The sequence below is a fragment of the Paenibacillus sp. AGC31 genome (assembly GCF_057334655.1).
On record NZ_JBHFJH010000001.1, the window covers coordinates 247,393 to 259,790 of the forward strand.

The window sequence follows — 12,398 nt, forward strand, 5'->3', positions numbered from 1 at the left end:
AGGAGGATGCATTCATGTTAAACCGGTTTAATGTCCGTGCAGCCAAAATGATGCTCGCGGTGACAACAATTGTTACGGCTACACTCGGAGGTAGCAGTGCAGCGTGGGCTGTGGAAGACACCACCTCAACGACATCTGCATCACCGATTAAAAATGTCATTATTCTGATTCCTGACGGCATGGCTAACGATGCGACTGCCCTGGCTCGTTGGTACAAAGGCTCTTCCCTGACGCTGGACTCCATGGCAAGCGGTATGGTTCGCACACACTCTGCAGATGCGCCGATTGCGGACTCGGCCCCTGCCGGAACAGCTTTTGCAACAGGTTATAAATCTCATACCGGATTTGTTGGTGTATTGCCGGACAAGGCTACCATGCCTGGACAGAAGGCTATTACGCCTGGAGACGAAAGAAAACCGGTCGCTTCCGTACTGGAAGCATCCAAACTGGCGGGTAAAGCAACTGGCATTATCGCTACATCCGAGATTATGCACGCCACACCAGCGGACTTCTCCTCTCACTATCCGGACCGTAAAAACTATGATGCACTCAGCAAACAACAAGTCTACAATGGCATGGATGTTGTGTTGGGTGGAGGTAGCAAATATCTTGAGCCAGCCGGACGTAAAGACGGCGAGAATCTGATTTCATCCATCAAGGCACTGGGTTACGATTACGTCACTACACCAGCTGCAATGAAAACATCCGATTCGAACAAGCTGTGGGGTATGTTTGCACCCGCAGGCATGGCTTATAATATGGACCGTGATCCTGCGAAGCAGCCAAGCCTTGCCGAGATGACATCCAAAGCCATTGAAGTACTGTCCAAAGACAAAGACGGCTTTTTCCTGATGGTCGAAGGCAGCAAAGTGGACTGGGCAGCTCATGCCAATGATCCGATTGGTATTATCAGTGACGTGCTGGCTTTTGACGATGCCGTAAAAGTAGCCATGGATTTTGCCAAAGCCGATGGAGAGACGGCCGTTGTGGCTGTTACGGACCACGGTAATGGTGGACTCACCATTGGTAACAACGCAACTTCCGGCACTTATGACAAAGAGCCATTGTCCACATTTATCGGACCTTTGAAAAAGGCCAAGCTGACAGGCGAGGGCGTTGAAGCGAAGCTGAATGCCAAGCGCACAAACATCAAAGCAGTGATGAAACAGTACTATGGCATTACGGACCTGACTTCCGAGGAGATTGCCACCATTAAAGCGGCCGAGCCGGGCAGTCTTAACTATGCAATCGGTCCAATGATCAGCAAACGTGCAGGGATTGGCTGGACAACCGGTGGTCATACAGGTGGAGATGTTGTGCTGTACACGTATGCTCCGAACAATGACCGTCCATTCGGTGTGATTGATAACACGGATGTCGCCAAATATATGGCTCGTGTACTGGATCTGGATCTCGACAGCGTGAGCAAACAATTGTTTGTACCTGCCAAACAGGCATTTACAGCCAAAGGCGCGACGTACAAACTGGATCTGACGGACGCCAAAAATCCGAAGATCCTCGTAACAAAAGGTAACACCCAACTAGAACTGCAAATCTACAAAAATATTGCACTGGTAAACGGCAAAAAGACAACTTTGGAAGGTGTCATTGTTTATAACGGTGTAGAGGCATTTGTACCCCAGACAGCCGTTGATCTGATTCAATAATTCGTTAGAACTACTGGGACTACAGGAGATTACAACATTTGGCTGCCGAATATTTCGGCAGCTATTTTATTGTTTTCTGATAAGCAGTAGGTTCCTGCTAGCGCCTATCGTATAATGAACGTAACAAAAATACATATCATGCAAGAAAAAGGAGAGATTCACCCATGTTGATCAAATTAAACTGGATCACGCTGAGGGTCAGTAATTTGGAAGCTTCACTCGGGTTCTACCACGATATGCTCGGACTTCCAATTCAGCGCAGATTCGAAAGCCGTGGACGGCAGATTGCCATGCTGGGCATGGAGAATGAAGCCAAGCTGGAACTGATTGAGGGCAGTGAATCCATTCTTAAACCAGAGGCCGGCGTGTCGATCGGTTATGAGGTGAACTCGCTGGATGAAGCCATGGAACGACTGGCAGAACTGAATATTCCGATTGTGCGCGGCCCCATTCAGCCCAATCCGCATCTGCGGTTTATTTACATTACAGATCCAGATGGCTTCGAGGTGCAACTCGCAGAGCATGTCTAATTAAACGACTGCGCACAAGTGTGCGTATTCGATGACCAGTTGGTTGTGCATGTGTGCAGTCAAACCAGATGCAAGCTCACACCTGCATCGGGCAGCGTATGCACGTTTTTGTGTCTGTCTACAGCTTCATGCGGCGCATGAGCGGCACACCTATGCGATTCAACAACCGATCAAGCAGCAGCCAGCACCAGCGTCTGCCCCATGGAAGGTGGCGCTCATACACAGCCGAATACTCAAAATCCGCCACAGCACCACGATTGCGTTTGAACTGCGCAGCCCCGGCGCTCTCATGTAACAGATGGCCGTTCTCGCGAGCCTGTCCGATCAGGCATGCCGATAACATGCGGTATAGTCCGACGGACTGGGGCACCGCTGTATCGTAACCGAAGAGCGGCGTTGTCATGATTCCATTTCGGCAGAAATAACCCATGACCGCATCCAGTCGTCCTTCCTTCCGCAGTCCATACAGTCTGAGTGTTCCAGATGCCATCGCAGCAGCAATGAACCGTTCCGTAAACTGGGGATTGTGATAGGAGTATTTTTCAAGGTATAACAGCTTGTATAGCTCCACGATTCGCGGAATATCTGCATCTGTCATATCTGCTTCGTAGACGAATTCGTATCCATGCTTGCCCAATAATTCGTAATCCCGCTTCAACAGCCAGCGCGACTTCGAGTTGCCAAAATTAGGATCATGTGCTTGGTACAGGTAGATTTGTCGGCTCGGAATCAGTCTACACCCCGCTTCCGTTAGCCTCGCCGTCAGATCGGGATGAAGTCCCGGACACAAGGAGCGAAATACAATGACATGCTCAGGGTATCGCTCTTGTACCGATGCAAGCAGACATTCCGCCTGTTCACCGGACATGGCTGGATACAGATTGGTGGACAACAACCAGTTGTTCACATGCACAACTTTGTTGATCTGCGATTGCTTCATTCCCCAACCTATTAGACCGAGCAGCACAGAAAGACCTTTTTCCAACACAGGCTTCTGCAACATGGTCAATTCCTGCTTGGCGTAACTCACATAATGCGTATATGGCGAACAAACGTAAGCATTATCATACTCTGTATCATTCACCGTCAGCGGAATAACGAGATCATCGATCCGGGCGAGCAACAATGTCGTTTCCACGTTGGACATAAAGCTTCGTGATCCTTGCTGCATCATAGGTTCCAGATAAGCCCTGGCATATCTGCCATCCTCCGAATTGGGCCAGTCCATGTCTTTGAACAAATGTTGATCATAAAGAAGCACGCGTTCAGCGCGGTTATGATTCCTAATCTCATATGTACGGTCATCGTAGGCCGATCTGTCTTTCATTCCATTATTCTTCAACCTTTTACTCCCCCATGAGGTACCATCTTCTCTTGAACTACTCATTCACGTTCCAGTGCTACCCTCTCCAGAGTAATTGCTCTGCAAGCTGACGAAACTTGGGTCCGTCTTCTCTCTCGTTGACCTCATCTTCATCCATCTCCATCCAGTAGTCCGCATCCAGCAGTTCTGCCATATCCAGCCGCGTAATCTCTGCACATTCGGGATGTTCACACGCTGCAATCATCGGTTCAGGACTATCGTCCCAGTTGTATCCATTCACGATGGCATGCAGGAGTACAGCTGAATCCAGTGCACGGATTTGGGCAGCTGCCTTGTCTGAAGACTCCTCGTACAGAATTTCATCTACAATACTTTGCTCCGCCTGAGTTAGCTTGAGTCTGACTGCACCTTTGGTGTCCAGTAACATATCCGCTATGTCCGGATTACGTCTCGCGGCGTTCCAGGCACTGGCCTGAATTCCAAGGAGAGCGTCCAGTTTGACTCCATGTTCAATCAATAGCTGAATAGCTTCAATTTGCTTAAACTTCACAGCTTTTTTCAGCGCGGTATCCCCAAGCTTGTCCTCCACTTCCAGGTCCGGGCCGGATTCCAGAAGACACCGGATTGCTTCAGTTGGCATACGATTTGTCAAAAAGAGCATCAGCGGTGTACGTCCACGATCATCCTGTTCGTTGATATCCAATACACCGACGGCTGCTCTGACTTGTTCCACATCTTTGGATTTGCTAATCTCCAACCAATTCACGGTTCGTTCTCCTCCATCCTCTTCACACTCTACACAACACTGTATAGGAAAAAAATGTCGGCATCAAGCTGTACTCCAGATGAAAAAAGCCCGTCCAGTACGCAAAATACGCACCGACAGGCCCTCAACTATTTATTATTAAAGTTTATTCCCAACGGAAGAAGCCTGATGATCCGAGACTAACTCATTCAGGTTCACAATCAGTTGCTCCAATTCTCCAAAGCTCTCTACCATCTTCTGTGTCAGGTTACGTTGTTCTTCCATGCTCGCCAGAATCTCTTCTGTCGCTGCACTGGATTGCTCCGTTACACTCGAAATCTCGGAAACTTCATTCACAACTCTGGTGGAAGATTCCTTCATGGTCGCCGAACTAGTCTCGATATCTGTCGCTTGATTCAACACATGCTGAGAGTTGCTGTTGATCGTACGGAATACTTCCTCTGCCGTATGGACGCTATCTCTTCCTTGTTGTAACGATTGACGAATGCGTTCGAATCGATCCGTCAGTGCCTGCGTCTGCCCTTTTAATCGAGACAGGATGGTTCCGATATCACTTGCGGACTGACCCGAGTTCTCTGCCAACTTGCGAACTTCCTCTGATACAACAGCAAACCCGCGTCCATGCTCACCCGCACGAGCGGCTTCAATGGCTGCATTGAGTGCAAGCAGGTTTGTCTGACTCGCAATATCCACTATGCTGTTCAACATAAGCGTCATGGATTCACTTTCCTCGTTGAACTTTCGCATGTCATTTGCAGTTGTATTGATCGTTTCATATAGATCTTGCATTTGGATGTTTAGCTGGTCCATCTGTGTACTTCCAGTTTGCGTGCTTGTTGCCATACTTGCGGACAACTTTTTCATCTGCTGGGAATACGAAGCAACGTCCTTGATATGCTGATCCGACACAGACAAGGATTCCGAAATCTCGGCCACACTGGTCGCCTGGAACTCAACACCTTTTGCAACCTCACTGAACCCAAGCGTCACCTCATTGGTAATGGAGCCAGTCGCATTCACTTTTTGCTTCAATTGATCCGTATAACGTGATAAACCTTCGACCGATTCCTTCACACGTTCCAGCATGGTTTCCACTCTTTGTTTAGAGTGCTCCACCTCATTCTGGCGTACTTCACTTTCATGGAAGAGCCTTTGATTCAATTGTGAGACCAGCATCAAGACGGCTCCTGTGAGAGCAAATAATCCCACATTGACGATATTACCCATTAGCTCAGCAGAGTCAACGGTATTCATAACAAATAACTGAAGAACACTGTTAACTAGTAATACCGAAAATCCAACCACAAAAAATTTCTTGTTAGGAAATAACAGTAGAACTGCGGTTATCACCAAACTTAACGCAAAATTGACCGTTCCCCAACCGACATAGACTCCACATATTGTTAGTAATACGGTAATCAGCCATGGAATGAGATGAATATGTTTCTTTTTCACATTAGCGTATGTAATCCATACAACAAAGATCAGAGCTACTCCATTGGACACAAGTAACTTCGGCATCATAAAGGCCAGACCCATACCAATGGCAATAATAATCCACAAAATGATACCGATTAATTTGTTCCTTTTCCAAATAATTTCGTCCATACGATCCATGCATACCCCGTCCTTTTATGTAGGTTAAATGTGAACTGTAGGGCCTTTCTGTACTACATCTACTAGTCTTTGGTCCTGCTTATGCACAAATCGCAAAAACGCAGCGCCTTAACATAGTACATATTAACTTCACAAGTATGAAATCAGCGCTACTTTATGTATATCGGTATTGTTAATTAAAAATTTATATGAACTGTAAAATGATATGTAAGCATATCATTTTACAAACAAAAAAGGCCTGTCTTATACGTTATGGCGCACAAGACAGGCCTTTTGGTCGTGAATGGATGTGCAGCAAATCTTACTTTCCGAATACAAGTGTCGTATTGGAGGAGCCTGCATACTTGGTGACGAACTCACGCGCGTAGCTGGCACTCTCTACCTGATAACTGTAATTGGAGCTTGGTCTCCAGTTCGTTTTAGGAGAAGTCGGACTATTAAGCGCTGGTGTACTTCCCGTATCCGTAAACTCACCTTTTCCTTTGTCATCCAGGATGCCACCCTTTTCAGCACCAGCACCAAAGTAGTTGTTTTCGGAATAAATCCGTGCTTTTTCACCAATTGTGATGGCCTGATTAAAGTTGTTTGCATAGTTGTTTTTGAGATGGAAGTAACCATATCTTAAAAGTCCAGGACCACGCACATACAAATTTTCGAAGTAATTGTTGGACATCGTCACATGAGGCACACCATTGTAACTGCTGTTCCCATCATTCGGATGACCGAGGATGACGCCATACTTATGGTTCGCAAATTTGGAATTGCTAATCGTAATATAGTCCGCGCGATCGCCAATATACAGAAGTTTGTCCAGATCACTACCGCCAGAGCTGTAGCTATGACCAGCAAACGTCACATGATCAATCCAGTAATTGGAGCCTGAAGTGATATACATCTGGATATCATCATTGGCATTAATATTGGAAGCGTGTTCAAAAGTCAGATTTTGAAAAATCACATTGCTTGAACTGCTTGTGGATCTGAAATGAATATTCGTTAATGTATGTTTGCCAAAGGAACCTACAAGTGTCTTGTTCGCTCCGAATTCAACCTTTTGCAGCGTAGAGGAAGAAATATTCTGTTCAACGACTACAATCTTGGCTGTAGAGCCCGCCATATGTGTTCTCAAGTCATTGAGATTACTAACGTAAACCACCTGACCGTTCTTGCCACCTGTCGTGGCTGACTTGGATACACCATTTTCATTCTTGGCACTGCCTGCAAAACCAGTCAACCCGTTCGTACCTGTGTTTGGATAACTGGCCGCACCATATGTAGACGGGGCTGTGGAGACAGTTAGCAACAATAGAGTTACAGCGAGTAAAAGCATCGAAAATTTCTTCAAAATTTCACCATCCTTTATAATATTATCCTCTAAGACAACTCGATTATATCGTGTAACTTTGGCTGTGACAATACAATAATTGCAAAAAGACAACAATATTATCTTTTTCGCAACAGCAGATCAGATATAGTGAAAAACAAAACCAGGCCATTCTTTCATACAAAATAGAGCCGCTAATTAGCGGCTCTATTCACGAGTACTATGTGATACAACTCGGAACTGATCCGCCCTCGGGTCAGTTCCTAAAGCCTCTGACGAAAACCATTAACTTGGGGATAATAATATGTTACGACTTCTGATAGCTGCGGCGGAAGGTACCGGGTGTGATTCGTTCCAGCTTCTTGAAGATGGCTCCATAATAGCTGGTCGATTCGAAGCCGACTTGACGAGCAATATCCTCCATCCCGCGTTGCACATTATCGAGCAGCAGTTCCTTGCTCTTGTTGACTCTTACCTGATTAACATAACTGATGGGACGAATACCTGTCGTCTTCTTAAACAAATGACAGAAATATTCTGGTGTGACACAAATCAATCCAGCCAGCATTGGCAAAGTAATCTCTTCAGCATAATGCTGTTCAATATAGTCCAGAACCGGTTTTAATCGCTCATACTGCTGCCCGACCGTATCACTTCCCTCGACAGATACGCGTTGAATAATCTCTGTCAATAAGGTGTAGAGAATGGCGGAGCAAGCGTAATTGCTTAATGTCTGCTCTTGTGGTGTTAAGGCAGCTTGCAGCAGCTCCCGCATTCGGGATAGAAGGTATTCAGGCTGTGCAAGCGTGTATACGCATGTGTCAACAATGCCAACGGTTTCAAACAAGCTTGCTGACCCGTTGCCATCAAAAATGATCCAGTCGACTTCCCAACTGTCGGATAGCGCATAGTATTCGTGCTTCTGTCCAGGGAACAACAGCATGCCCATACCTGGCTTGACGATATGTTCCGTTTCACTTAGCTTGAGCTTGCCCACACCGCTGCGGCATTGTATCCACTGATAATCCTGAATGCCTTGATCTCGGCGGATATGCTCCTGTTCATGATGCAGGCCGATGCCAAGTAAATAAAAAGGGAGCAGCTTGTCTCGGGTAGATAACACCGGGAAATTACGATTGGGATGAGGCATACGACTAACTCTCCTGATCTTAATATTGTTATATCATATTAATTATTTAAGATATTCACTCGAATTAATATACCATATAATCGCAATATATTGATAAATAAAGGAGATCACAGGATGACAATTAAGATCGGAATTGATTATTATCCAGAACAATGGACCCCGGAGTTATGGGAGAAAGATGCCATACTTATGCAAGAGACAGGGGTTGCAGTTGTGCGAATGGCGGAGTTCGCCTGGAGCCGAATGGAACCGACTGAGGGTAATTATCAATTTGAATGGCTGGATGCGGCTATAGAAGTATTCGCTTCGCGTGGTATGGAAATTGTGTTATGCACCCCCACCAATACCCCGCCAAACTGGATGACAACCCGTTATCCGGATGTGCTGCCCATGGATGAACAACTCCACATTATTCGGCCAGGTGTGCGTGGACATCGCTGCAACAACAGCCCTTCCTTGAGAATGCTGGGTTCCAAATTTGTGGGAGCGATATCACAGCGCTATGGTAAGCATCCAGCCGTCATTGGCTGGCAAATCGATAACGAGATGCACTACCAGGAGTGCCATTGTGATACATGTAATCGTGCATTTGTCGCTTGGCTGCAAAAGCGTTATTCCAATCTGGAGGATTTGAACCGGGAGTGGGGTACAGTCGTCTGGAGTGGTGAGTACAGTAGCTGGGCTGAGGTAACAACACCGCTCGGACCCAGCAAACCGATGAATCCTTCCTATCTTCTGGAATACAAGCGGTTTTGTTCCGACAGCGTAGGTTATCTGCTGGGATGGCAGCTTGAGATTTTACGCCGTAACTGTCCAGGCCAATTCGTGACGCATAACATGTGGCAATATCCGAATAGCCTGGACTATTATGATATGCACAACGAATTGGACTTCGTCTCTGTTGATTATTATCCGAATGAGCTGTATCGCGATTATGGCGATCGGTTTCCGAGGAACGGCGCGCTTACGCTGGACTTGGTTCGCGGCATCAAACGCCGGAATTTCTGGGTAATGGAACAGCTCAGCGGAGCACAGGGAGCCTGGATGCCGATTCAGCGCACCCCCTATCCTGGCTTGATCCGTGCTCGCTCCTGGCAGACAATCGCCCGCGGTGCAGATATGGTCGTCCATTTCCGCTGGCGGAGTGCAACTGTCGGAGCCGAACAATTCTGGCATGGGCTGATCGACCACAGCAATGTTCCTGGACGCAGGTTCAGGGAGTTTGCCGAGCTTACTCGCGAGGTGAACCAGTTAGGAGAGTTGCTTGCCGACTCGACCATTGTTACCCAGGTTGCGATTCTGCATTCGCATGATCAGCATACAGCGCTTTCCCTTCAGCCGCAGGCGGAAGGAGGAATACACTATATAGACAACTTGTCCTCCATGCATAATGCATTTCTGAAAATGGGCGTAGGTACAGACGTTATCAATTGGACCGAGGAGCTCGACGGGTACAAGCTGGTCGTTGTCCCTTCCCTCTTCCTGTTAAGTGAAGAAGTAGCACAACGACTGGAGCGATTCGCAGCCAAGGGTGGAACGGTTGTCCTCACCAATCGGACTGGTGTGAAGAACATGAGAAATGTGTGTGAGATGCTTCCTCTGCCTGGGCTACTGGCCCAAGCGGCGGGTGTTGTCGTAAGTGAATATGATGCAATCGGCAACAGTGAGCATCGGATACGGAACGCGGAAGGCAAGACATTCGCTGCGAAGCAATGGTGTGATCTACTGGAACTGCGAGGGGCAGAGCCGATCGCCTGGTATGATAACGACTTTTACGAAGGTATACCAGCGGTTACTGTCAATAAGTTTGGTGAAGGTGAAGTGTATTATGTCGGCACTTGGCCGGAGCCATCGTATTTCTATCAGTTGTTTGAAGGCATTCTGAAGGAAAAGGATTTGGCGCCCAAATTCCAGCTGCCGGAAGGTGTCGAGCTGTCGATTCGAACAAAGGGGGAGCAAAAATTTCTCTTCCTGATCAATTTGACGAATGAGCAACGAGAGATTACGCTGGACGTTCCGTATCAGAGCTTGTTGACCAGCGAGAGGTTGGATCAAAATTTGACTCTTCCAGCTCTGGGAGTAGATATTTTAACTGTATAAGATCCGCCGTTTTCATATTTAAGAAGGGATGTCTCACAAGGCTTACGACCTTGAGGGACATCCCTTCTCTTATTTCACTAACGTCCACCTAATCTGAATAAGAGTATTGCCAGTTAGTTTTCTTATTTGATTTTGATTTTCAGTTCATCTTGCTTGGCTTCTTGTAAATCATCATAGACCTTATCTGGTTTGCCACGAATTATTAATATCATTGACTCCGGATTGTCCAGCAGATTGCTGCTGAAAGAATACATCATTCCGTCCTCCGTTCCGCTCCCGCCTACCATGGATAACTTGGTCTGCTTCCCATTCCTGGAGATCGAAATGATCTCGATAGGCCAAACGATCTCGTTGAGCGACAACTTCGTTTTGTAATCCATCTCTTGATCAGGTGCATGGACAAATTTGACCCGAGTTACTAGCGGAGACATCTCCACCTCCGACAATAAGACCTCATAGCCTCCAAGAGTAAAAGTCCGATTAACGTTAATGACTTCCGTTTTGGGGATAGAAAACTTAGGATCCAGCGCAAAAGAAAGATTCATTTTTTTGGAATATTTATATTTCCGTTCCTTTTCCCCGTTTTCTGAATATTCCACCACATCTGGAACAACGGAAGAAAGCTGGAACTGAAGATTCACTTGCTCAGGCAGCGGTTTATTTCGATTACGCTCAATTGTATTCCGGCCATAAATGGTATGCTTATCCTTCGAAAAATGTATACCTCCTATATTTCCGTTATCAAGGACATAACCTGTTCTTGCATCCGTCATCTTGGTATTGACTATCGAATAAATCTCTTGCGAAGCATCCGTCTTGGCGGTATACAATACGGTTATCCTGTTCTCATCTGCCATAACCGCATTCACGGTAAACTGATATATGCCCGATGTAACCGTCCGATCCACAAGTTGCACATAACCATGATTGAGCGTTGAAGTAATCGTAGCACGGTCCATATCCGAAGTTAGCAGGCCACGAAAGGGCTCTAGCACTCCCCAATGGGTTACAGGCTCAGTATATGTTGCCTGCTCTTGACCATAACTCCCAAGCGGACCTAAGAGAAACCAACCCGCGGCCAGGGCCGTGACCAGCACTGCCGTAATCCATTTGATATGAACGGTCCTACCTGATCGTTTTGTTCTGCCCTTCGCGAGACCACGTTGAATCGCAACAGTCGTATCCGCCGGATTCCATTGCTGTTTCTCTCTTTTTACCTGATATGCATCTGCAAGAAGTGCTTTCTCCTCCGGGTTAGTGGTCATGCCAATCCCTCCTGTTCTTCATCAACTTGCGCAACTGTTGGAGTCCCTTGTGCTGCCAGGTCTTGATCGTTCCTTCCGGTTTGCCGAGGATGGAGGCAATATCCGTCAGTGTCATGTCGTTATAATATTTTAGCAATAATACATGGCGATATTTCGGTTTCACCTTTTGCAAAAGAGATTCCATAGCGATTCGATTATCATCAACGCTAATCATCCAAGATGCCGGAATGCTGTCCTCCATATCCTCCTTCGCCAGAGGTGTCGCCCGCTTGCGGCGCCTCTGTTCATCGATGCAGACATAGATCAGAATTCGAATGATCCAAGATTTGAACGCCTTCTCATTGTTCAGCGTACGACGTTTGATCCAAGCACGGCACGTCATCTCCTGCACAGCTTCCAGCGCATCTTGCTGGTTACGCAGATAACTGTAGGCAATGGAAATGAGCGTATCTTGATGTTCCATAATGGATTGCACAAATTCCGTCTCGTCTTCGGTCTGTACATAGATCCTCTGGTTCATCTCTGCTTTTGTTTCCACCCCGCATCCCTCCTTCTCTCTCTTTCTGTGGTATAAGACGGGTGAGTGAAGCAAACGGTTTTTAATATTTGTTCATCAAAAAAAGCTCCGCCATCATCATGAGGGAGCTTGATTACA

At 46.8% G+C, this 12,398-nt stretch carries 10 protein-coding genes; 3 read left to right on the top strand and 7 right to left on the bottom strand.

The window, feature by feature from the left end; translation table 11 throughout:
• Positions 1-14: 14 nt before the first annotated feature.
• The gene (locus tag ACE04G_RS00995; protein WP_449003471.1) at positions 15-1,667 is read left to right on the top strand and encodes an alkaline phosphatase; all 1,653 of its coding nucleotides are present in this window, start codon (positions 15-17) and stop codon (positions 1,665-1,667) included.
• Positions 1,668-1,831: 164 nt separating this feature from the next.
• Entirely contained in the window at positions 1,832-2,197 is a 366-nt protein-coding gene (locus ACE04G_RS01000; RefSeq protein ID WP_076328197.1) for a VOC family protein, read from the top strand.
• A gap of 118 nt (positions 2,198-2,315) precedes the next feature.
• Here ACE04G_RS01000 and ACE04G_RS01005 read toward each other — a convergent pair whose 3' ends face one another.
• The 5 genes from ACE04G_RS01005 to ACE04G_RS01025 form a co-directional block, all read right to left on the bottom strand.
• Entirely contained in the window at positions 2,316-3,539 is a 1,224-nt protein-coding gene (locus ACE04G_RS01005) for a GNAT family N-acetyltransferase (protein ID WP_336765112.1), read from the bottom strand.
• A gap of 58 nt (positions 3,540-3,597) precedes the next feature.
• Positions 3,598-4,287 (bottom strand): DUF4274 domain-containing protein, encoded by a 690-nt coding sequence (locus ACE04G_RS01010; protein WP_221824475.1) that lies wholly within the window; start codon positions 4,285-4,287, stop codon positions 3,598-3,600.
• Positions 4,288-4,425: 138 nt separating this feature from the next.
• Positions 4,426-5,904 (bottom strand): methyl-accepting chemotaxis protein, encoded by a 1,479-nt coding sequence (locus ACE04G_RS01015; RefSeq protein WP_336765110.1) that lies wholly within the window; start codon positions 5,902-5,904, stop codon positions 4,426-4,428.
• Between the two features lie 301 nt (positions 5,905-6,205).
• Positions 6,206-7,249, bottom strand: coding sequence for a pectate lyase family protein (locus tag ACE04G_RS01020; RefSeq protein ID WP_036617386.1), 1,044 nt, complete (start codon positions 7,247-7,249; stop codon positions 6,206-6,208).
• Between the two features lie 286 nt (positions 7,250-7,535).
• Positions 7,536-8,378: an AraC family transcriptional regulator gene (locus ACE04G_RS01025; RefSeq protein WP_449003468.1), complete on the bottom strand. Its 843-nt coding sequence runs from the start codon at positions 8,376-8,378 to the stop codon at positions 7,536-7,538.
• A gap of 114 nt (positions 8,379-8,492) precedes the next feature.
• Between ACE04G_RS01025 and ACE04G_RS01030 the strand changes: the two genes are divergently transcribed.
• Positions 8,493-10,478: a beta-galactosidase gene (locus ACE04G_RS01030; RefSeq protein WP_449003467.1), complete on the top strand. Its 1,986-nt coding sequence runs from the start codon at positions 8,493-8,495 to the stop codon at positions 10,476-10,478.
• 122 nt (positions 10,479-10,600) lie between these two features.
• On the opposite strand, the gene ACE04G_RS01035 is transcribed toward ACE04G_RS01030, so the two are convergent.
• Positions 10,601-11,743 (bottom strand): DUF4179 domain-containing protein, encoded by a 1,143-nt coding sequence (locus ACE04G_RS01035; RefSeq protein WP_449003466.1) that lies wholly within the window; start codon positions 11,741-11,743, stop codon positions 10,601-10,603.
• Positions 11,733-12,281, bottom strand: a complete 549-nt coding sequence (locus ACE04G_RS01040; RefSeq protein WP_256720093.1) for a sigma-70 family RNA polymerase sigma factor — start codon at positions 12,279-12,281, stop codon at positions 11,733-11,735. Before ACE04G_RS01040 ends, ACE04G_RS01035 begins: the two co-directional genes overlap by 11 nt.
• Positions 12,282-12,398: the final 117 nt, after the last annotated feature.

Bases quoted from the DNA above. Each gene is read 5' to 3' on its own strand.
- ACE04G_RS00995 (WP_449003471.1), top strand. From the start codon at position 15: ATGTTAAACCGGTTTAATGTCCGTGCAGCCAAAATGATGCTCGCGGTG.
- ACE04G_RS01000 (WP_076328197.1), top strand. From the start codon at position 1,832: ATGTTGATCAAATTAAACTGGATCACGCTGAGGGTCAGTAATTTGGAA.
- ACE04G_RS01015 (WP_336765110.1), bottom strand. From the start codon at position 5,904: ATGGATCGTATGGACGAAATTATTTGGAAAAGGAACAAATTAATCGGT.
- ACE04G_RS01025 (WP_449003468.1), bottom strand. From the start codon at position 8,378: ATGCCTCATCCCAATCGTAATTTCCCGGTGTTATCTACCCGAGACAAG.
- ACE04G_RS01030 (WP_449003467.1), top strand. From the start codon at position 8,493: ATGACAATTAAGATCGGAATTGATTATTATCCAGAACAATGGACCCCG.
- ACE04G_RS01035 (WP_449003466.1), bottom strand. From the start codon at position 11,743: ATGACCACTAACCCGGAGGAGAAAGCACTTCTTGCAGATGCATATCAG.